This window comes from Mycobacterium sp., assembly GCF_035506235.1.
Classification (GTDB): Bacteria; Actinomycetota; Actinomycetes; order Mycobacteriales; family Mycobacteriaceae; genus Mycobacterium.
This window is the reverse complement of the sequence record NZ_DATJPU010000191.1, coordinates 1-21,397: the sequence shown is the minus strand read 5'-3', so window position 1 is coordinate 21,397 and position 21,397 is coordinate 1. Positions and strand designations below refer to the sequence as shown.

The window sequence follows — 21,397 nt, the reverse complement described above, 5'->3', positions numbered from 1 at the left end:
TGATCGTCCCAATCACGGGAATACCGGTATTTACCGACGCGGTGTACGCGGTTTGAGGAACGAGAATTCCATCCAAGGGAAGGTTCACGACAGCGGGATAGCCGGATATATCGAAACCTATGGGCAGCGTGGACTGGCCATTGAGGAATGCGTCGGTGACGACGGCCGGACTATCGATGAGGGTCCCGATTGCGCCGATCGGGTCCCCGGTTTGCAGCTGGCCTGCGAACGTTGTGACGCTGGATCCGAAAGCCTCCGCCGCGTTGACCGGCGCGCCCAAAGCGTCGAGGGTGAGCGCGACCGGCAGCCCGGCGTTGAGGTTGACAGACAGGTTGGGAGGGACGATTCGAAGGAAGGCCTGGGCCACGAGAGACGCGTCGGTAGCCGCGTCGACCAGGTTGGTGAAGTTTTGCGAGATCTGCGCCGGGATCGAGCCGGGTGGCAGCAGGTCGGTGAAGTTCTGAGCCATCATTCCCGGAATGGTGAGGATGGGTAACAGGTCTCCCAGCGTGCCCGTAGGGGTTATAGCCGCGGTAATTCCGGGCGCGACGGTGATACTCCCAGTGGAAGAGACGTCCACCCCCGTCACGAACAGGTTCACGAACCCCTGTGCGACGTCGGTCACCGCGCCGGTGACATCGCCCATCTGCAGGGCCTCGAAGGCGGATTGGAAGGCCGCCGGCAAGGCCTGCAACCCGGCGCCGAAGTCGTGGGCCGCGTTTTGCAGCGACGTCGCGATGATCTGGGCGTAGGCGATCTGGTTGGCGATGAACTGCTGCACGTACGGGACCGGATTGAAGGCCAACAGGGCCTGGACGAACGCCTGGATGTTCGCGGGCAAGCTGGCCAATACGGCGGGGAAGTTCTGGAGGATGTATTCGGCGCCGGCTGCGATCGTCTGCGCGTAGCCGATTTGGTTGGTGATGAACTGGTGCAGGAAAGGCGCCGGGTTCGCCATCAACGCGCCACCGAGGACTTGCAAGTTGGCGGCCGTGTTGGCAAACAGCGTCTCGTACGGGCCGGCGGCAGAGGCAAGCCCGGTGCTCGCACCCGGATGCAGGAACCCGGGCGCCAGCGCACGCTCGAGTCCGGTTAGCCCAGTGGGTAGGAATCCCGACAGCCCAGCGGGTAGACCGGCTTGGCCGCCGGGAAGGAGCTGCGGGACCGCCCCAACCTGGCCGGACAGCATCGACGCGGGGCCGCCGCTTTGGAGAGCCGTCACGGCGCCGTTGATGCTCTGGCCCACAGGTGTCGCGCCACCGATGATCGAGCCCACGCCGCCGCCGAGGAGCGGGAGCGTGGCCGTGCGCGCGGCGGTCAGGGCTGACGCGGCAGCAGCCCCCACGGCGCCGCTCGCCGCCGCGGAGTGCCCCAGCAACCCCTGAACGGGGGCACTGACGGCGTTGAGCAGGTTTTGCTCGGCGTTGCCGACCTCGGTGCCGAGGTAGGCGCCCGCACCTGCGTTCAACAAGTTGACGAACTGCTCGTGGAATTCCTGGGTCTGGGCGCTGATCGCCTGATAGTCCTGCCCGAACGCGCTGAAAAGCGCCGCGACCTGGGCCGAGACCTGATCCTGGGCCGCCGCCGCCACCGCGGCGGTGGGCGCCGCAGCCGACGCGCTGGATTCGGCCAGCATCGAGCGGATAGCTGCCAGGTTCCGGGCTGCCGCCTGCACCTCTTCGGGCGCCGTACTGACGAACGACATGTCCAGCCCCCATCGCTTCACACGACGGTCGCCCGATGGCTATCGAGACGATGTGAGCCTAATCACATGCCGTTCATCCGCGCCGGGAAATCGGCAGTTTTTATGCAGCTATTTCCCGGTCCTCAGCGACTACGTCACCGGTGTGATCGCCGCCGCGAGCTGCGACCCGAAGCTCAGCAAGCCGGGGATGAAGCCACCAATTTGCGTGCCCAGAATCGCACCCCCGGGATTGAGAACAACGGGGCTCAGTGGTGTCAGGAGCCCGCCGACCGGGAGTTCGGCCGAGCTTGTGAGGCTGCCGAGCGGAAAGCCTCCAATAGTGATGTTTGTCGTAAGGTCCGGCAGGCCCACCAGCGTCTGGCCGTTGAGGAAGCCGTTCGCGATATTGGCTGGCGCGTCGAGGAGTGCAGCGGCAGCCGCCGACGCGTTTCCAGCTTGCAGGGCGCCGACGAAAGCCACCGAGCTGGAGTTGAGCGCGATCGCCGCGTTGAGCGGCGCGCCAATCGAGTCGAACACAAACTGCAAGGGCAAACCGAAGTTGATGACGAGGGACCCGGTGATCGTCGTCCCGAAGTTCGTCAGGGCGTTCACCACGTTTGTGAAGTTCTGCGCCATCTGCGCAGGTATGGAACCGGCGGGCAACAGGTTGGTGAAGTTCTGCGCCATTTGCCCGGGGATGGCGAAGATCGGTGCCAAGTCTCCCAACGGGCCGAGCGGAACCACCGGAACGGGTGTCGTCCCACCCAGCTCCACGGTGATGTCCTGGAAGCCGGGGAGGAACGCGTTGATCAGGCTGGAATTGAGGGCGCCGTAGGCGCCGGCGGGGTTGCCCGCCAGAAGGTCTTGAAAGGCCGCTTGGAAGCCCGCCGGTAAGGTCTGCAGACCGGTAACAAGATCGTGACCCGCACTTTGCAGCCCCGTGGCGATCGTTTGGGCATAGCCGATCTGGTTGTTGACGAATTGCTGCAGCAGGGTTCCGGGGTTGAACGTCGCCAGGCCCTGAATGCCGGTTTGGATGGTGGCCGGCAGGTTGGCCAGCTCGGCCGGAAGGTTCTGGATGCCGGTCGCGATCGACGAGGCGATCGTTTGCGCGTAGCCGATCTGGTTGCTGGCCAGCTGGTGCAGGAACGGGAACGGGTTGGCCGAGAAGGTGGCGTTGATGGCCTGCAGGTTGGTGGCGGTGTTCGACACGAGCGCTTGGTACGGCGCGGCCACGGTGGCACCGAAGGAGTTGAGCCCGGTGACCAACGCGGAGGCGCTACCGGTCTGGAGCGCCCCGAGCCCATTTGGCGAGTTGGCGATCGCGTTCGAAATGGCTTGCGCGCCGCTCGGAATCTCGCCGCCGAAGAGTGCGCCGAGGCTGCCGTTGCCCAACTGCCCGACGGCCGTCTCCACGCCGCCGAACACGTTGACCTGGCCGCCCAGCACCGCCTGCGCGGCGTTGGCCGCCTCGGCGCTCGCGTAGGCGCCCGCGCCCGCGTTCATCAGACTGACGAACTGCTGATGGAAAGCCTGCGCCTGGGCGCTGACCGCCTGAAATTCCTGGCCGAAATTCCCGAACAGGGAAGCGATCGCGACCGATACCTCGTCCTGTGCCGCCGTCGCTATCCCGGTCGTGGGACCGGCCGCGGTTGCCGCTGCCTCGGCTAGCGACGAACGGATACCCGCCAGATCCTGAGCCGCGCTCTCGACCAGCTCCGGCGTTGCGATCACAAACGACATTTCCACCCTCTCCTCGGGCCACTAGTGCGGTGACCGGTGGTCACTCTATTTGACATGCGTACAATAAGGACCTCACGCATTGTGCACGCGAGGCACCCTCGTTCTCTCGGCTGCCGGTTACCGCTCGGCAACTTACCCGGCAGTAACCATGACTGACACGAGCCTAATAAGACGCTGCTGCCAAACAAAAAGACAACCAGCGTTTTCACAGGTTTCAATTACGGTTTGGGGCACACGCCACACCAAGCGCGTAGAAAACCGCGCAGGGGGTCGTAGATCCCGGCTCGCGGTGCCCCGCTGCCGCGTCTGGGGTCAGACGCGCAGTTCGGCGCCGACGGTCTGGGCGGCGTGCCGCACCGCGGCGTCGCGGGCCGCGCTGGCGTCGTCCTCGGTCAACGTGCGATCGGGCGCGCGGAAGCGCAGCGCGAACGTCAGCGACTTGCGGTCCTCGCCGATTTGCGGACCGGTGAACACGTCGAACAGCTGTAGGTCCTCCAGCAGCTCGCCGGCCCCCTCGCGGACGGCGTCCGCCACCGCCTGAGCCGGCACGTGCGCGGGCACCACGAGGCTGACGTCCTGGAAGACCGCGGGGAAGGGCGACACCCTGGGCGCCGGCAGGGCGTCGACCAGGGGGATCGCGTCGAGGTTGAGCTCCATCGCACAGGTGCCCTTGGGCAGGCCCGAGCGCTCGATGACGGCCGGATGCAGCTGCCCGGCGTGACCGACGCGGGTCTCCCCCACCAGCACCTCGGCGCACCGGCCCGGATGCCAGGGCAGCTGTTGGGCCGCGCGGAAACGCACCTCGATCCCACTGGCCCGCGCCACGATTCGCACCGCCTCGAAAGCATCGGCGGCTTCGGCGCGGCGGCCGGGACCCCAGGGGCCACGGAGTTCGCGCAGGCCGGTCAGTACCGCGGCCACGCTCTGCGGTTGCCGCGGCAGGGACGCGTCCAGCATGGCGATCTCGGTCTCGGTCGGCCGGCGGTGGACCGGGATGAGCCCGACACCGCGGGTCTCCTCGGTGCGCTGAACCACCTGCGCCAGGGCGAACAGCGCGACGTCGACGAGCCCTCGGGATACGTTGCGGCCCAACGCTTCCAGCAGCGCGGGCAGCAACGTCGTGGCCAGCGCCGGACGGTCGGCTTCCAGCGGGTTGAGCACGTGCGTCGCCGCGCGCCGGGGGTCGTCGGCGGGCAAGCCCCACAGGTCGAAGACGCCGGCGGGCAGAAACGGCGTCGGCAGGACCTCGACGTAGCCGGACTGGGCCAGCGACTTGCCGATGGCGCGCCGCCGCTTTTGCACCGCGGTGAGACCCCGGCCGGCGGGGGCCGCCGGCAGGACCGACGGGATGGCTTCCAGCCCCTCCAGCCGCATGACCTCCTCGACCAGGTCCGCGGGCTGCAGCAGATCGGGGCGCCAGCTCGGCGGCGTCACGGTCAGCGCGTCACCCTGGCCCGCCACCACCGCGCCGATCTGCGCCAGGCGCCGGGCGGTCGTGCCCGGGGGATAAGCCACCCCGGCGAAGCGGTCCGGCAGGTCGGCGGCGATGCGGATCGGCGGCAGGGACCAGTCGTCGACTGGCGGATCGCCACGCCAATCGGTCAGGGTCGGCGAGACCACTCCCCCGGCGATCTCGGCGAGCAGCGCCGCACAGCGGTCCAGCGCAGCCACCGAAATGGCCGGGTCCACCGCGCGCTCGTAACGACGGGCGGCCTCACTGGGCAGGTGCAACCTGCGCTGGGTTCGCGACACCCCGGCCGGGTCCCAGACCGCGGCCTCCAGCAGCACGTCGGTGGAATCGTCGCGCACTTCGGTGGCGGCCGCGCCCATCACGCCGCCGATCGCCGCGGTGGCCTTGTCGTCGACGATGAGCACGTCGGCCGGATCCAGCCGACGCTCGATGCCATCGAGCGTGACGACGGTTTCGCCGGGCCGCGCGAACCGCACGACGAGGCCCCCGGTGATGCGGTTGCGGTCGTGGGCGTGCATGGGATGGCCGAGCTCGAGCATCACGTAGTTGGTGACATCCACCGCCGGCGACGTCGCGCGGATGCCGGCCAGCAGCAGCCGGCGTTGCAGCCACCACGGCGACACGGCGGCGGGGTCGATCCCGGTGACCGGGCGCAGCGCGAACCGGCGCACACCCGTCTCGGCGTCAACGGTCAGCGGCCAGGCCTCCCCCTCGACCGGCAACGGCTTGACGTCCGCGGGGTCGACGAAGTTCAGGTCATAGGCGCACGCGACCTCCCGGGCCAGGCCCCGCACCGACATGCAGTAGCCGCGGTCCGGGGTGATCGCCAGGTGGAAAACCACGTCGTCGAGTCCCAGCACGCCGGCGGCCTCGGCGCCGGGTGCGGCGGTTTCGGGCGGCAGCACCAGGATCCCGGAATGATCTGCGCCCAAACCGAGTTCGGCCGCCGAGCAGATCATTCCGTCGGAAGTACGGCCGTAGGTCTTGCGGGCGGTGATGGCGAACCCGCCGGGCAGCGTGGTGCCCGGCAGCGCCACCACGACCAGATCATCGACAACGAAGTTTGTTGCCCCGCAGACGATCTCGCGGGGCTTATCCTCTCCGACGTCGACCAGGCAGGCCCGGATCGGCTTCTTCAACTCGGTGAGCTCCTCGATCGCGGTGACGCGCCCGACCGTCAGCGGGCCGTCGACCGGGCCCAGGGCGCTCACGTGTTCGACCTCGTGGCCGATGCGCACCAGCGTCTGCGCGACGTCGGCGGGACCGGCGTCCCAGCCTGGAGCGCCGGCCGTGACGAGTTCGCGCAGCCAGCTGTAGGGGACGCGCATCAGGCACCCACCCCGAACGGCAGCGAGAACCGGACGTCGCCCTCGACCATGTCGCGCATGTCCGGGATCCCGTTGCGGAATTGCAGCGTGCGTTCCAGGCCCATGCCGAAGGCGAAGCCCGAGTACGTGTCGGGGTCGATTCCGGCGGCGCGCAACACGTTTGGATGCACCATGCCGCAGCCGCCCCACTCCACCCAGTCGGCGCCGCCCTTCTTGTTGGCAAACCACACGTCGACCTCGGCGGACGGTTCGGTGAACGGGAAGAAGTGTGGCCGGATCCGGGTGCGCGCGGTGGGCCCGAACTCGGCGCGCGCGAAGGCGTCGAGTGTGCCGCGCAGGTGGGCCATCGACAGGCCGCGGTCCACCGCCAGGCCCTCGACCTGGTGGAAGACTGGGGTGTGGGTGGCGTCGAGTTCGTCGGTGCGGAACGTGCGGCCGATCGAGATGATATAGACCGGCAGCTCCCGTTCCAGCAGGGTGCGCACCTGCACCGGCGAGGTGTGGGTGCGCAGCAACTGCCGGGAATCCTCAGGCGCGATGTAGAACGTGTCCTGTTCGCTGCGGGCGGGATGGTCGGCGGGGAAGTTGAGGGCATCGAAGTTGAACTGTTCGGTTTCGACCTCGGGCCCCTCCGCCAGCTCCCATCCCATCGCGATGAAGGTATCGGCGATGTGCTCGGCCAGTATCGTGATCGGGTGCCGGGCGCCGGGCGGCTGCCGCGTCGACGGCAACGTGACGTCGATGCCCTCGGCGACCAGGACCGCGGCGTCGCGCTCGGCACGCAGCGCCTCCAGCCGTTCGTCGTAGCTGCGCTGGGCCTCGGCGCGCGCGGTGTTGACGCGCTTTCCGGCATCGGCGCGCTCGTCCTTCGGGACGCTGCCCAGCGCCTGCCGCGCCGATGCCAGCGGCGAGCGGTCACCGAGGTGCTCGGTCTTGACCCGCGCCAGCGCATCGAGATCGCCGGCGTCTGCGATGGCCTGCCGGGCGGCGGTGACCGCCCTGGCCAACGCTTCCGGCGACAGGTCGACGGGTTGATCGCCCACGCGGCGACACTCTCCTTGCTGACGAGGTTGCTGGAACGGCTGGATTCGCCCAGCGCAAGTGCCGATCATAAGCGATTCGGTGCACGACGCTCGGCGCGTGCTTCGGGAGTTGGCGACCAGTGGCTAGCCGGTCACGGCCGCCGGCTGCGGAGCAGTCAGCGCTTCCTCCACCATGGGCACGACGGGCAGCGCCCTGCGTCCGGTGACGAATTGGAAGACCTTGTGGGCCACCAGCGCGCCGAGGACGCCGAAGACCGGCGCGGCGGCCATGGTGCCCCAGTGGTGCGCCAGCATCAGGAATCCGAAGCCCGACGACGCCGCCAGCATCAGGCATCGGACCGGCGTCCAGCGGATCGGCTGCCGGAACCGCGCGGACACCAGCACGCCCAGGACGACGGCGACGGTGTGACCGGCGTCGGTGAAATCGCCGCCGATGATCGCCGAGGAAAGGCCCGCGGCTATCCACCAGCCAACCCAGGCGGCCCGCCAGCGTTGTGGGATCACCGCCGTCATCGCTCCGAGCACCGCGAGCGCGCCGTAGCTCATCCCGACATCGCTGGCCCGGGTGATAGACGTCGGCAGCCACCCGAACTCCACGGCCGCGGCGAGCGCGGCGGCCACCACCAGCGTCGCGCCGATATGGCCGACGACGAACGCCACCACCAGCCGGATGGTGCGCAAATGCAGCTCCGCCAGCGCGAGCAGGCAGGTCAGGAAGGGCAACCAGAAGTACAGCGGTCCGGCGTCGACGACCAGCGCACTGCCCAGCAGGGTGCCGATGTGGCCGTGGGCCAGGTTGTGCAGGTTGGTGCTGGCGCGCTGAACGAGCACGTCATGCGCGTGCGGGCCGAGCGCTAGGATGGCGCAGCTGATGGCGAACAGAAGCGCCACGTACCCCACGGTGAACCGAACCCGGGCGAGCCGGGAGAAGATGCCCCCAATCATTGACGTCCATTATGCGGGCTAATTTGTTTCAGCAGTGTGATCAAAGGCTGTTAACTCCTTAAGAGTCTTCAGGCGATATATCCCCAGGTCGGCGGGGACGCCAGCGGTCTTACCCGCGAAAACGGGCTTGCGCGCACGCTTGGCGACGATGCCCAACGCGTCCAGCTCGGTCTGCGGTATCAGATCCAACGTCGAGCTCGACACCATGATTCCCCCCTTGGTGGCGCGTTCCATGACCCGCGCGGCGATGTTGACGTCCACCCCGAGCCAGTCCGCGGCCATCCGCTGCGGCCGGCCCGTGTGGATCCCGACCCGCATCCGCGGTGTGTAGCCCGCCACCTCGACCGATCTCAGCGCCTCGTTGGCGGTCAGCACCGCCCGCAGGGCGACGGTCGGATCCCGGAAAACGGCCATGAGTCCGTCGCCCATGCGTTTGACGATGTGCCCACCGGCGTCCAGGAGCGGCGGCTCGATGGCCCGCGCCACCTGTCGCAAAAGGACCAGGGCCGCGTCGTCGCCCGCGTGCAACGACCACGTGGAGAAGCCCACCAGGTCGGTGAACACCAGCGTCACCTCGGGATTTGCCGGCCGACGGGAAACCGCCTCGGTCAGCGCCTGCCACACCTGCAGCACGCCGAGGCTGACTTCGCGCGAAACCGCGTCACGGTCCCCCAGCAGGCGGTCGGCGGCCCGCGCCGCGGCGCGCGGCCCGCCGTCCCCCGCGGTCGACAGCGGGTCACCGAACTCGGGATCGCCGGGCAACAGCCGTCGCGCGCGACGCACGAATGACACCACCCCGCGGCTGTGATTGGTGCTGCGCAGCCACCGCGCGGGTGACCGCCCCCCCTCGTCGGGCGATGCCAGCGCAGTGAGTGCCTCTTCGGACTCGCCGGACTCCGTGCCGCGATGTCCAACGTCCACGTGGCCAGGGTATGCGGTGTGCGCGGGCCGGGTAGCCCCGGCCGCGGCGGAGCCCGGGCGTTACGGGGTGGGGTTCCAGCTCACATTGGGGATGAGCGGGCCGAAAAAGCCCGTCCCCGGTAATGAAATGTCCAGACCGTCGAAGTTGTACGCCAAGCTGGTGAATCCGAGGGGAAAGAAGGTCCCGGTCGCGTCGACCGCAACCCAAGAACCGAGCGGCCAGTTTTCAAGTATGTGTCCAAAGTACGTGCCGTCGCCTGCGATGCCGGAGATCATGTTGCCCGACGCCAATACCGGAGAACCAAACGGAGTGCTGAGGGCCACGCCCACATTTCCCGTCAGTGCGAACCCGCCGTCGAGAAATGAGGCCTGGCCGAAGCTCCCCGATACGTCAAAGGGACCGACCGGAAAGTTGAAACTCGACCCTTGAAAATCGGTCGTGACGGCGTCGGCCACGTTGGCTGCAGCGCCCGCGGCGCCCTGACCGGATTCCGCGACGGGATGGCCCAGCAGGGCCCGGGCCGGCGCATTCAGCGCGTTGACCAACGTTTGCCGAGCATTCGCCACCTCGGTGTTGACGTACTGCGCGGCACCGCCGTTCAACAGATTCACGAACTCATCGTGAAAGGCCGCCGCCTCGGCACTGAGTGCTTGAAATTCCTGGCCGTGCGTCCGAAGGAACGCCGAAACCGCCGAGGAGACCTCGTCCGCTGCCGGCGCCGCGACCGCGGTGGTTTGGCTCGCCGCCGCCGCATTCGCGCCGCGGAGCGCTGAGCCCAAATTCTGCAAATTCCCGCTCGCCGCGGACACGTTTTCAGGCAATACAGTCACCGACGACATTGGCGTGCCTCCTTGGCCGAAAACAGACGAAACTCACCGCCGAATTGGCGGTGAGAGACAAAAGCCTAACAGGCACTCACCAGTCTGAAAATGCGCAATCTCAATCCGTTAACGCACCTTCTCGTCCATTGCGCGGAGTTCGTCGGATAAAAGGCTTGGGACCGGGCCCCTGCCGGCGCGCAGTCACGCGAAAGTTGCGACTCGACGCCGGCGCCCGACGGGCTTGCCGAAATTCTAGACAACGCGCGTTGTCAGAGCTTATCGTGAGCGCAGTGAGGCGCAGGAGGTCGAGATGACTGCCACGGCAACGACATCCGCCGATCCGCTGGGACCGGACTCGCTCACGTGGAAGTACTTCGGAGACCTCCGCACCGGAATGATGGGCGTCTGGATCGGCGCCATCCAGAACATGTATCCGGAGCTGGGCGCGGGTGTCGAGGAGCATTCCATCCTGCTGCGCGAGCCCCTGCAGCGGGTGGCCCGGTCGGTGTACCCGATCATGGGCGTGGTCTACGACGGTGACCGCGCGTCCGAGACCGGCCAGCAGATCAAGGGCTACCACCGGACCATCAAGGGCGTCGACGCCGCGGGCCGTCGCTACCAAGCCCTGAACCCCGAGACCTTCTACTGGGCGCACGCCACGTTCTTCATGCTCATCATCAAGGTGGCCGACTACTTCTGCGGGGGCCTGACCGAGGCCGAGAAGCGGCAGCTCTTCGACGAGCATGTCCAGTGGTACCGGATGTACGGAATGAGCATGCGGCCGGTGCCCCGATCGTGGGAGGAATTCCAGGAGTATTGGGACCGGGTCTGCCGCAACGAGCTGGAAATCAACCAGGCGACGCTGGACATCTTCAAGATCCGGATCCCCAAACCCAGGTTCGTGCTGATGCCGACGCCGATCTGGGACAGGCTGTTCAAGCCGCTGGTGGCCGGTCAACGCTGGATCGCGGCGGGTCTGTTCGAGCCCGCCGCTCCGCTCTTCGTTCCCCTCTTCGCTCCCCTCTCGACCCGGCGAAGGCGCTCATGGAACGCGCCGGCTCCCTGGTGCACGGCACGCTGTCGCTGGCCCGTCTGGAGCCGGCCCGGGGGCGCGTCAAGGCCGCCTGAGCAGACCGAGGGCCTGCGCGCTCTCGTACAGGCAGATCGCCGCGGCGGCGGCCACGTTCAGGCTCTCGGCGCCGCCGGACATCGGGATGCGCACGCGGTCATCCGCGTTCGCCGCGATCTCGGCCGACAGGCCGTGTGCCTCGGCGCCGAACAGCCAGGCCGTCGGCGCGGCGAGGTCCGCCTCGTCCAGGCGGGTCGTCGCGTCGATCGTGCCGGCCAGCACCCGCAGCCCGGCGGCGCGCAACGCGCTGACGGCGGCGGGGACGTCGGGCGCGGCAACGACCGGAATGGAGAAGATGCTGCCCGCCGACGCGCGCAGGCACTTGCCGTTGTACGGGTCGACGCTATGGCCGCCGAGGATCACGGCCCCGGCGCCCATGGCGTCGGCGATGCGGATCAGGGTGCCAGCATTGCCGGGCTCGCCGATCTCGACGGGAACCGCTACCAGCCGGGGCGGGGCCGCCAGCACGTCCTCGAGCCGGATCGCCGGCATGTCGCACACCGCCACCAACCCCGCCGGGCTCACCGTGTCCGACAACGCTTTTGCAGCCCGCTCGGTGACCAGATGGACCGGGCACGCCTGGGCGGCCAGCAAGGAGGCGTGCCGCTGCGCCGCGAGTTCGGTGACGAACACGTCGCGCACCAACCCGCGAGCGGACGCGGCCTCGACCAGGTTGGGGCCCTCGGCGAGGAATCGTCCGACCCGCCGGCGGCCGACGTGCCGATGCAATTTGACCGCCGCGACCACCCGGGCCGAGCGTTCCGTGAGCGCCGACGGCATCGTCGCGCGTTAAGCGGCCTCTCCCGAATCCGAGGGGGCGTTGACGTCGTCGGGCAGGGCCGCCCGGGCGACCTCGACTAGCGCGGTGAACGCCGCCGGATCGGTGATCGCGATGTCGGCGAGGTTCTTACGGTCCACCTCGACGCCGGCGGCCTTCAGGCCCTGAATCAGCCGGTTATAGGTGATGTCGTTGGCGCGCGCAGCCGCGTTGATCCTCGAGATCCACAACTTGCGGAACTCGCCCTTGCGCGCACGGCGGTCGCGGTAGGCGTAGTTCAGCGAATGCAGCTGCTGCTCTTTGGCTTTGCGGTAGAGCCGGGATCGCTGGCCGCGATAGCCTTTCGAGGCCTTCAGGACGCTGCGCCTCTTCTTGTGGGCGTTGACCGCCCGCTTCACGCGTGCCATGGATGTTCCTACTCTCGTTCAGGCAGTGAATGGTTCGTCAGGGTCTGGTGCCGGCTACTCAGCCGTTGAGCAGCTTGTTGACGCGCTTGGTGTCGTTGGCGGCCACCACGGTGCGGCCGTCAAGCCGCCGGGTCCGTTTGGTGGGCTTGTGCTCGAGCAGGTGGCGCCGATTCGCCTTCTGGCGCACGATCTTTCCGCCACCGGTGCGCCTGAACCGCTTCGAAGCCCCGCTGTGGGTCTTGGCCTTGGGCATGTTTCCTCTACTTCTAGTACTGGCTCGTACTGGTCGTGCTGGCTCGTACTGGTCGTGCTGTCAGGTCAGTTGGGCGACGGGTTCGTGTCCGCCGCCGCGTCGGAGTCCCCCAACGCGCTGCCCGCCGGTCCCTCGGGATGCCGCGCCCTGGCCCGGGTCTTCGCACCGCGGTGCGGTGCCAGCACCATCGTCATGTTGCGGCCGTCCTGCTTGGCCGACGTCTCGACGAATCCGTAGTCGGCGACGTCGGCGCCCAGCCGCTGCAGCAATCGGTAGCCCAACTCGGGCCGCGACTGCTCACGTCCACGGAACATGATGGTGACCTTGACCTTCGATCCCGCCTCCAGAAAGCGGATTACGTGACCCTTCTTGGTCTCGTAATCGTGATCGTCGATTTTCGGTCGCAGCTTTTGTTCCTTGACGACGGTCTGCTGCTGGTTGCGGCGGGATTCGCGCGCCTTTTGCGCCGCCTCGTATTTGAACTTGCCGTAATCCATGATTTTGCAGACCGGCGGCCTGGCGTTCGGGGCTACTTCGACGAGATCGAGATCGGCGTCCGCGGCGACGCGCAGTGCGTCTTCGATGCGCACTATGCCTACCTGCTCGCCTCCTGGGCCGATCAATCGGACTTCAGGTACGCGGATGCGCTCGTTGACGCGGGTCTCAGTGCTGATGGGGCCTCCCTTGTTGGGCTTCTGGTTCTCCGGTGGCGTCCACTGCCCACGCCCGTCGGAGACTCAGCGGTGGAAAACCACACCACCAGCAAAAAAGCCCCGCAAAAGCAGGGCCCAATGCCGACCGATCGCGGCGTGAACCCGTCAAGCCGCCCGCGCTACCGCGGAACAGGCATCCACGATGCCCGTGACCGGACCGTGTCGCCGGAACGAGGCTTGAAACCTGTCTCGCGGCTAGCGGTGGGAGTGGGACTCCACTTACTGTTCCCCGGCGTTCACCGGGATGGTCGCAGCCCATAGTTTAGCAGCCATGTGGCGTCTTCCAGCACGTCTGCGGCGGACGGCCCACGGGCCGGTGTGACGCGGCTTCGGCAAAGCGGGTAACTACCCTTCGTGGCTCTTGGCGCTTCGTCAGGATTTTCATGGGTTGAAGGCATATCCTCGCGGTCTGTGACTGTAGCTACGTCCCGCTTCGGCCCGCGTTCGGGCAGCCAGCCGAACTCCCGGTATCGGTGGGTACCGGCGGCGGCGGGCTGGACGGTCGGCATCATCGCCACCCTGTCACTGGTCGCCAGCGTTTCGCCGCTGGTCCGGTGGCTGATCAAGGTCCCTCGCGAATTCATCAACGACTACCTGTTCAACTTCCCCGACACCAGCATCGCGTGGTCGTTCGTGCTGGCCTTGCTGGCCGCGGCGCTCACCGCGCGCAAACGCATCGCCTGGGTGCTGCTGCTCGGCAACATGATCCTCGCCGCCGCCCTAAACGCCGCCGACATCGCCGCCGGCGACAACACCGCGGCCGAGTCCTTCGGCGAGAACCTCGGTTTCGCGGTGCACATCGTCGCGATCGTGCTCCTGCTCCTGTCCTATCGGCAGTTCTGGGCGAAGGTCCGCAGGGGCGCGCTGTTCAAGGCGGCCGCGGTGCTGGTCGCCGGCTGGGTGATCGGAATCCTGGCCTCCTGGGGTCTGGTCGAGATGTGGCCCGGCACCCTGGCGCCGGACTCCCGCTTCTGGTACGTGGTCAACCGGGTGGTCGGGTTCTCCCTCGTCGATCCCGACGCGTTCACCGGCCGCCCGCACGTCCTGCTCAACGCGATCTTCGGGCTGTTCGGCGCGCTGGCGCTGATCGCGGCGACCATCGTCCTCTTCCAGTCGCAGCGCGCCGACAACGCGCTCACCGGCGAGGACGAGTCCGCCATCCGCGGGCTGCTCGAGCTGTACGGCAAGAACGACTCCCTGGGCTACTTCGCCACCCGCCGCGACAAGTCGGTGGTGTTCGCGCACAGCGGCCGCGCCGCCGTCACCTACCGCGTCGAAGTCGGCGTGTGCCTGGCCAGCGGCGACCCGGTGGGCGATCCGAGGGCGTGGCCGCAGGCCATCGATGCCTGGCTGGGGCTGTGCCAGACCTACGGCTGGGCACCCGGCGTGATGGGCGCGAGTTCGCAGGGCGCCCAGGCCTACCGCGAGGCCGGCCTCAACGCCCTGGAGCTGGGCGACGAGGCCATCTTGCGGGCGTCCGATTACAAGCTGTCCGGCCCCGACATGCGCGGGGTGCGCCAGGCGGTGACGCGGGCCCGCAGGGCCGGGCTGACGGTGCGCATCCGGCGGCACCGCGACATCTCCGCCCAGGAGATGGCCGACACCATTTCGCGCGCCGACGCCTGGCGCGACACCCAAACCGAACGCGGCTTTTCGATGGCGCTCGGCCGGCTCGGCGATCCCGCGGACGGGGACTGCCTGCTGGTCGAGGCGCTGGACCGCGACGGCCAGGTGGTCGCGATGCTGTCGCTGGTCCCGTGGGGAAGCACCGGCGTCTCCCTCGACCTGATGCGCCGTTCCCCGCACTCCCCCAACGGCACGATCGAGCTCATGGTCAGCGAGCTCGCCCTGAACGCGGAGACCCTTGGGATCATCAGGATTTCGCTGAACTTCGCCATGTTCCGGTCCGCGTTCGAGCAGGGCGCCCAACTCGGCGCCGGACCGGTTGCCAGGTTGTGGCGCGGATTCCTGCTGTTCTTCTCGCGGTGGTGGCAGCTGGAGACGCTGTACCGCTCCAACATGAAGTACCAGCCCGATTGGGTTCCCCGGTACGCCTGCTACGAGGACGCCCGGCTGATTCCCCGCGTGGGCGTCGCCTCGGCCCTCGCCGAGGGCTTCCTCGTGTTCCCATTCAGCCGGCGCAAAACGCACACCGGGCACCACCCCGCCGTCCCCCCCAGGCTGGCCGAGTCCGGGCTGTTGCATCACGACGGGTCGGCGCCCGACGTCAGCGGGCTGCAGCGCGGGGCCGGCGCCGCGGAGGACGAGGAGTCGAGGTCCCGCCTTCCCGAGCAGGTCCGGGTGCGTCTGGCCAAGCTGAAGATGTTGCAGCGCAACGGCGTTGACGCGTACCCGGTGGGATCGCCGCCCAGCCACACGATCGCCGCAGCGCTGGACGCCGACGACCAGGAAAGCGTGTCGGTGGCCGGGCGCATCTTGCGGATTCGCGACTACGGGGGCGTGCTGTTCGCCCAGGTGCGTGACTGGTCGGGCGAAATGCAGGTGCTGCTGGACAATTCGCAACTGGAGCACGGCCGCACCGCCGATTTCACCGCTGCCATCGACCTCGGTGACCTGGTCGAGCTCACCGGGCATATGGGTTACAGCAAGAACGGGACCCGCTCGTTGATCGTGCGCAACTGGCGGATGATCGGTAAGTGCTTGCGGCCGTTGCCCAATAAGTGGAAGGGCCTGACCGACCCCGAGGCACGGGTGCGGACCCGCTACGTCGACCTCGCGATCAACCCCGAAGCGCGCGAGCAGCTCAAGGCCCGCAGCAACATCTTGCGTTCCGTTCGGGAAACGCTCTTCGCCAAGGGGTTCATCGAGGTAGAGACGCCCATCCTGCAGCAGATCCACGGTGGGGCAACCGCCCGGCCGTTCGTCACCCACATCAACACCTACGACATGGACCTGTTCTTGCGCATCGCGCCGGAGCTGTACCTGAAGCGGCTGTGCGTCGGCGGCGTGGAGCGGGTGTTCGAGGTGGGCCGCGCCTTCCGCAACGAGGGCGTCGACTTCAGCCACAATCCCGAGTTCACCCTGCTGGAGGCCTACCAGGCCCACGCCGACTACAAGACGTGGATCGACGGCTGCCGGGAGCTCATCCAGAACGCCGCGCAGGCCGCCAACGGCGAGCAGACGGTGCTGCGGCCCCGCACCGACGGGCGCGTCGAACCGGTCGACATCTCCGGCGTCTGGCCGGTCAAGACCGTGTACGACGCGGTATCGGAGGCCCTCGGCGAGCACATCGACCCCGACACCTCACTGGCCGCCCTGCGCAAGCTGTCCGACGCCGCACACATTCCGTACCGGGCGCATTGGGACCCCGGCGCAATCGTGCTGGAGTTGTACGAGCACCTGGTGGAGGACAAGACCGAGCGACCGACCTTCTACATCGACTTCCCCAGCTCGGTGTCGCCGTTGACCCGGCCCCACCGCAGCCAGCGCGGCGTCGCCGAACGGTGGGACCTGGTGGCGTGGGGTGTCGAGCTGGGCACCGCCTACAGCGAGCTGACCGACCCCGTGGAGCAGCGACGCCGTCTGCAGGAGCAGTCGCTGTTGGCCGCCGGCGGGGACCCCGAGGCGATGGAGCTCGACGAAGACTTCCTGCAAGCGATGGAATACGCGATGCCCCCGACCGGCGGGATGGGCATGGGCATCGATCGGCTCGTCATGCTCATAACTGGCCGCAGCATCCGCGAGACCCTGCCATTCCCGCTGGCCAAGCCGCACTGAACGATCCCTCAACGCTGACCGGCCGCGCCGCGGACATTCGGCGATTATGTTCCGGGGCGGTTAACAATCGATCACAATGAGTCACGTGACCGCCACTGCGCCCTCAGGGCCCCTTGCGACGGCGCAGTTGCTGGCAAGCAGTCACACCTCCCTGATGCACGGCTGGGTGCCCGCGACGATCCAGATCGGCGCCGCGGTCGTGCTGGCCCTGGCCGTCGGCTGGCGGTCGCGACGCTGGCGGATCGTCTGGCTGCCGCTGGCCGGCGCGGTCGGCGGTGCCACCGCCTATGTGACGCACTGGTACATCCTCGACCGCGGCCTGTCCGACGAACCGGCGCCGTCGGCGCTGTGGGGGTGGATGGCGTCGGCCGGCTTCGCCGCGGCGGTGCTGGTTCTCGGCTGGCGCAGCGCGCGGCCGTGGCGGCGCGGCGCGACGCTGATCGCGGTGCCGCTGTGTTTGCTCTGCGCGGCGCTGAGCCTCAACCTGTGGGTCGGCTACTTCCCGACCGTGCAGGCCGCGTGGAACCAGCTCACCTCCGGCCCCTTGCCCGATCAGACCGACCCGTCCACCGTCACGGCTATGGTCGCCAAGCGGGCCCGTCCACCGCACGGCAGCGTGGTGCCGGTGGTGATCCCTTCGGACGCATCGCACTTCAAGCACCGCGGCGAACTCGTGTACCTGCCGCCCGAATGGTTCACCAGGGGGCACCACCCGCTTGCGGGGGACAGCCCACCGCCGGCGTTGCCGACCGTGATGATGATCGGCGGGCAGTTCAACACGCCAGCCGACTGGACGCGGGCGGGCAACGCGGTCAAGACCGCCGACGACTTCGCGGCCACGCACGCCGGCAGGGCGCCGGTGCTGGTGTTCGTCGACTCCGGAGGGGCCTTCAACAACGACACCGAATGCGTCAACGGCGTTCGCGGCAATGCCGCCGACCACCTCACCAAGGACGTTGTCCCGTATATGATTTCGAAATTCGGTGTCAGCCCCAACCGGTCCAGCTGGGGCGTTGCGGGCTGGTCGATGGGCGGGACGTGCGCCGTGGACCTGACCGTCATGCATCCCGAGATCTTCAGCGCGTTCGTCGACATCGCCGGCGACTTCTTCCCGAACGCCGGCACCAAGGCGCAGACCATCGCCCGGCTGTTCGGCGGAAACGCCGAAGCCTGGGCGGCATTCGACCCGACCACTATGATCGGCCGGCACGGCCCGTACCGCGATGTGGCCGGCTGGTTCGCCATCTCGTCGGCCGGCCCGCCGGCGCCGCGCCGCGACGTGTCGGTAACCGATGCCGGCGCAATGCGTCTGGTGAGCCGTGACGCCGCGGCCAACCCGAGCAACCAGACCGCCGCCGCCTATTCGCTGTGCGGGCTCGGCCGCGCGAACGGCATCGACTGCGCGGTCCTCCCCCAGCCGGGCAAGCACGATTGGCCGTTCGCGGACCGGGCTTTCGCGGCCGCGCTGCCGTGGCTGGCCGGGCGGCTCGGCACCCCGGGGGTCACGCGGATCCCGCTGCCGGCCGTTTCCGCTCCGCCCGCGCTGCCCAGTCAGGTGGTGGTCCCGGCCGAGCGCTCCAACACGGCCGGCAAGTAGCGGCCACTCACGCGGCCCGCCGCTGGGCACGATCCGCGCCGGGCTCCCGCGTGCTGGGTGACCGTCACCGCCCGGGTAGGTGATCCCAACCACCGACCGCTCCGACAGGACGCAAACGACACGCAAATACGGCGATCCCATACGGCCGTATCGTCGCGCGCTGCCGGTGTATTGTCCGGCCGTGGGACCTCCCCGACTGTTTCCCTATGACCCGCCGACTCCCGGGGGGCCGTCGCCCAAGAAGCGGGTTCGCGACGCGGCCCTGAGTTGCTTTGCCATTCGCGGGATCGCTGCCACATCGCTGCGCACGGTCGCCGAGGCCGCGGAGGTATCAATCGGGCTCGTGCAGCACCACTTCCGCACCAAGGCCGCCCTGACCGCGGCCGTCGATCAGTACGTGCTGCAGGTGGTGGGTGAGCCCCTGGAACCTACAGCACTGCCCGAACCGCCGTCCGACGGGCTCCACGAGGCCGGGCGCCGACTGACCGCACTGATGGTCGAACGCCCCGACGTGATGACCTATCTCGGGCGCACGCTCGCCGAGGGCGGCGCATTCGGGTCGGTCATCTTCACCGGCCTGGTGGGGATCAGTACGGGCCAGGGCGACCAGTTCGATCAGCAGGGCAGCCTCCGACCCGATCTGGATCCCGATTGGGCGGTACTCAACCCGCTTATCCTGCGTGTCGGCGCGATCATTCTGCATCCGTACATCGAGCTCTACCTGGGCAAGTCGTTCTTTACCGAGCCTCAGCTGCGACGGTGGGATGCCGCCGTCACCAACCTGATACGGCGAGGACAATTCCTCGAGCAAACGGACGCCCCGGACGGGGATGTCATCAGTTGGTGAGCGGCCGAGCGCAGCGGCAGGGAGGCCGGGCAGGACCCGCTCGGCGCGCCGCGCTTCGCCCGTCGCAGGGCGTCCCCGCCGGCCCGCAGCTGCAATAGTCTGGCACAGTGACCGAGCCCGACGCGACCGCTTACGCGGCGCAGATTCTGGACCCTGATGAACACGCCGATCGTGCGGTGTTGCAGCGGTTGCGAGCTGACCCCGGGGTGGAGTTCCTTGATCACCGCGAGGCACAACTCTCGGGTCTGCGAGGACTTCGCCCGGCGCCCGATCGCGATGTCCTGGCCGAACCGGGTCGGTGGGCGTACTACCCGTGGCGTCGCACCGTCGTTGCGGTGCTGGGCCCGCGCGGGTTTCGGGCGCTACGACTTGATCGCAACAGAAACAACATCACCACCGAAGAACAGGCCCGGTTCAGCTCGCTGACCATCGGCGTCGCCGGTCTCAGCGTCGGCCATGTCATCGCGCACACCCTTGCGGTGCAGGGACTCTGCGGCAGTCTCCGGCTGGCTGATTTCGACCATTTGGAACTGTCGAACCTGAATCGGGTGCCGGCCACCTTGTTTGATCTCGGGTTGAACAAAGCGCACGTGGCGGCGCGCAGGATCGCTGAGCTCGATCCGTATCTGGCAGTGGACGTGTTCGACGCCGGACTCACCGCGGAGACCGTTGACGCGTTCCTGGATGGACTCGACATCGTCGTCGAGGAGTGTGATTCGCTCGACATGAAGGTCGGCGTGCGCACCCGAGCCCGCGAACGGCGGATCCCGGTGCTGATGGCCACCAGCGACCGCGGAAGAGTCGACGTCGAACGCTTCGATCAAGAACCTGAGCGTCCGATCCTGCACGGACTACTCGGCGAGCTGGACATCGAGCAGCTGCCGGGCATGAGTAGCCGGGAAAAGATCCCCTACATGCTGCGCTACGACGAAGCCGGACGAGTATCGCCCCGCACTGCTGCATCACTCATCGAGATCGACCGATCGCTGTCGACCTGGCCTCAGGTGGCATCCGATGTCCTCGTGGGCGCTTCAGCACTGGCCGAAGCCGTACGCAGAATCGGACTGGGCGAAAACCTGAGATCCGGTCGGTGCCGCATCGACATTGGCTGGGCGCTTGACCAACTCGAGGAAGTCGAGACGGTCCGGCATCGCCCTGCGTTGGACGACGAGCAGAGCAACGACCCGGCCCCTTCCGTGGTCACCGACACCATTGTGGCTGCCGCTGTGCGCGCCCCCTCGGGCGGAAACAGCCAGCCATGGCACATCGAGGCGGAACCGGGCAAACTCACCATAAGCGTTGCCACAGAACATACTTCAGCGATGGACGTAGGCTTTCGCGGCAGCGCCGTCGCACTGGGCGCAGCCCTGTACAACGTCAGGATCGCCGCCGCCTCCCGTGGGATGCTCGGGCCGGTGAGCGTCTCGGAAGACGTACACGGATGTCCGTTACGGGCCTCGATGCACTTCGAAGGCGGCACCGACCCCGCCCTCGCCGAGCTCTATGAACCGATGCTCGCGCGCGGGACTAACCGACATGGCGGAACGCCTCAATCACTCGACGACCAGACGATCAAGTTGCTCACCGCCGCAGCCGAGCGCGAGGGCGCGCGCCTGCACCTACTCACCGAGCGGGACGACCTTGCGCGGGCCGCAACGATTTTCGGTGCGGCCGACCGCATCCGGTACTTGACGCCGCGGCTGCACAAGGAGATGTTCGCGGAACTGCGCTGGCCCGGAGATCCCGATCCCGACACCGGTATCGACGTGCGTACCCTCGAACTCGACGCCAGCGACTTGGCGTTACTTGACATCGTGCGCCGGCCCGACGTCATGGTTTACCTCGCGGAATGGAACGCGGGCAGCGCGCTCGGCGACGGCATGCGCGACCAAATCCTCGCCAGCTCCGCGCTGGCGGTGATCACCGTGCCCGGGGAGCGTCTCAGCGACTACGCGATCGGCGGGTCAGCCGTCGAGGC

General features: G+C 68.0%; 15 protein-coding genes and 1 pseudogene. 5 read left to right on the top strand and 11 right to left on the bottom strand.

Annotated elements, in window-relative coordinates:
• From VMD50_RS18195 to VMD50_RS18165, 7 genes are all read right to left on the bottom strand, one after another.
• Positions 1–1,636, bottom strand: a 1,636-nt coding sequence (locus VMD50_RS18195; protein WP_325429285.1) for a PE family protein, incomplete at its 3' end; no start/stop codon positions are given.
• A gap of 198 nt (positions 1,637–1,834) precedes the next feature.
• Positions 1,835–3,427: a PE family protein gene (locus tag VMD50_RS18190; RefSeq protein WP_325429283.1), complete on the bottom strand. Its 1,593-nt coding sequence runs from the start codon at positions 3,425–3,427 to the stop codon at positions 1,835–1,837.
• A gap of 312 nt (positions 3,428–3,739) precedes the next feature.
• The gene (pheT, locus tag VMD50_RS18185; RefSeq protein ID WP_325429281.1) at positions 3,740–6,226 is read right to left on the bottom strand and encodes a phenylalanine--tRNA ligase subunit beta; all 2,487 of its coding nucleotides are present in this window, start codon (positions 6,224–6,226) and stop codon (positions 3,740–3,742) included.
• Positions 6,226–7,269 carry a phenylalanine--tRNA ligase subunit alpha gene (pheS, locus tag VMD50_RS18180; protein ID WP_325429280.1) on the bottom strand — a complete coding sequence of 348 codons (1,044 nt, stop codon included), beginning with the start codon at positions 7,267–7,269 and terminating at the stop codon, positions 6,226–6,228. The genes pheT and pheS overlap by 1 nt, the downstream gene beginning before the upstream one ends.
• A 123-nt stretch (positions 7,270–7,392) precedes the next feature.
• A complete protein-coding gene (locus VMD50_RS18175; RefSeq protein WP_325429278.1) occupies positions 7,393–8,214 on the bottom strand; it encodes a rhomboid-like protein in 822 nt (273 codons plus the stop codon).
• Between the two features lie 18 nt (positions 8,215–8,232).
• A complete protein-coding gene (locus tag VMD50_RS18170; RefSeq protein WP_325429289.1) occupies positions 8,233–9,078 on the bottom strand; it encodes an adenylate/guanylate cyclase domain-containing protein in 846 nt (281 codons plus the stop codon).
• Between the two features lie 117 nt (positions 9,079–9,195).
• The gene (locus tag VMD50_RS18165; protein WP_325429276.1) at positions 9,196–9,975 is read right to left on the bottom strand and encodes a PE family protein; all 780 of its coding nucleotides are present in this window, start codon (positions 9,973–9,975) and stop codon (positions 9,196–9,198) included.
• 292 nt (positions 9,976–10,267) lie between these two features.
• Here VMD50_RS18165 and VMD50_RS18160 point away from each other — a divergent pair.
• Positions 10,268–10,948: pseudogene (locus tag VMD50_RS18160) on the top strand (oxygenase MpaB family protein); the annotation flags it as partial.
• 123 nt (positions 10,949–11,071) lie between these two features.
• Here the strand turns inward: VMD50_RS18160 and VMD50_RS18155 are convergent.
• From VMD50_RS18155 to infC, 4 genes are all read right to left on the bottom strand, one after another.
• The gene (locus tag VMD50_RS18155) at positions 11,072–11,866 is read right to left on the bottom strand and encodes a TrmH family RNA methyltransferase (protein WP_325429274.1); all 795 of its coding nucleotides are present in this window, start codon (positions 11,864–11,866) and stop codon (positions 11,072–11,074) included.
• Between the two features lie 9 nt (positions 11,867–11,875).
• The gene (rplT, locus tag VMD50_RS18150; protein ID WP_067878574.1) at positions 11,876–12,271 is read right to left on the bottom strand and encodes a 50S ribosomal protein L20; all 396 of its coding nucleotides are present in this window, start codon (positions 12,269–12,271) and stop codon (positions 11,876–11,878) included.
• A 58-nt stretch (positions 12,272–12,329) separates the two neighbouring features.
• Entirely contained in the window at positions 12,330–12,524 is a 195-nt protein-coding gene (gene rpmI, locus VMD50_RS18145; RefSeq protein ID WP_325429269.1) for a 50S ribosomal protein L35, read from the bottom strand.
• A gap of 65 nt (positions 12,525–12,589) precedes the next feature.
• Positions 12,590–13,198: a translation initiation factor IF-3 gene (gene infC, locus VMD50_RS18140; protein WP_325429287.1), complete on the bottom strand. Its 609-nt coding sequence runs from the start codon at positions 13,196–13,198 to the stop codon at positions 12,590–12,592.
• A gap of 450 nt (positions 13,199–13,648) precedes the next feature.
• Here infC and lysX point away from each other — a divergent pair, with 450 nt between their 5' ends.
• The 4 genes from lysX to VMD50_RS18120 all read left to right on the top strand — a co-directional run.
• Positions 13,649–16,975 carry a bifunctional lysylphosphatidylglycerol synthetase/lysine--tRNA ligase LysX gene (gene lysX, locus VMD50_RS18135; protein ID WP_325429267.1) on the top strand — a complete coding sequence of 1,109 codons (3,327 nt, stop codon included), beginning with the start codon at positions 13,649–13,651 and terminating at the stop codon, positions 16,973–16,975.
• Positions 16,976–17,051: 76 nt separating this feature from the next.
• Positions 17,052–18,572 carry an alpha/beta hydrolase gene (locus tag VMD50_RS18130; RefSeq protein WP_325429265.1) on the top strand — a complete coding sequence of 507 codons (1,521 nt, stop codon included), beginning with the start codon at positions 17,052–17,054 and terminating at the stop codon, positions 18,570–18,572.
• Between the two features lie 181 nt (positions 18,573–18,753).
• Complete coding sequence (locus tag VMD50_RS18125) at positions 18,754–19,419, top strand: TetR/AcrR family transcriptional regulator (RefSeq protein WP_325429263.1); 666 nt, start codon at positions 18,754–18,756, stop codon at positions 19,417–19,419.
• A gap of 107 nt (positions 19,420–19,526) precedes the next feature.
• On the top strand, positions 19,527–21,397 hold a 1,871-nt coding region (locus VMD50_RS18120), incomplete at its 3' end, for an Rv1355c family protein (protein ID WP_325429261.1).

Bases quoted from the DNA above. Each gene is read 5' to 3' on its own strand.
- VMD50_RS18155 (WP_325429274.1), bottom strand. From the start codon at position 11,866: ATGCCGTCGGCGCTCACGGAACGCTCGGCCCGGGTGGTCGCGGCGGTC.
- rplT (WP_067878574.1), bottom strand. From the start codon at position 12,271: ATGGCACGCGTGAAGCGGGCGGTCAACGCCCACAAGAAGAGGCGCAGC.
- rpmI (WP_325429269.1), bottom strand. From the start codon at position 12,524: ATGCCCAAGGCCAAGACCCACAGCGGGGCTTCGAAGCGGTTCAGGCGC.
- VMD50_RS18175 (WP_325429278.1), bottom strand. From the start codon at position 8,214: ATGATTGGGGGCATCTTCTCCCGGCTCGCCCGGGTTCGGTTCACCGTG.
- VMD50_RS18165 (WP_325429276.1), bottom strand. From the start codon at position 9,975: ATGTCGTCGGTGACTGTATTGCCTGAAAACGTGTCCGCGGCGAGCGGG.
- VMD50_RS18130 (WP_325429265.1), top strand. From the start codon at position 17,052: ATGAGTCACGTGACCGCCACTGCGCCCTCAGGGCCCCTTGCGACGGCG.
- pheT (WP_325429281.1), bottom strand. From the start codon at position 6,226: ATGCGCGTCCCCTACAGCTGGCTGCGCGAACTCGTCACGGCCGGCGCT.
- VMD50_RS18190 (WP_325429283.1), bottom strand. From the start codon at position 3,427: ATGTCGTTTGTGATCGCAACGCCGGAGCTGGTCGAGAGCGCGGCTCAG.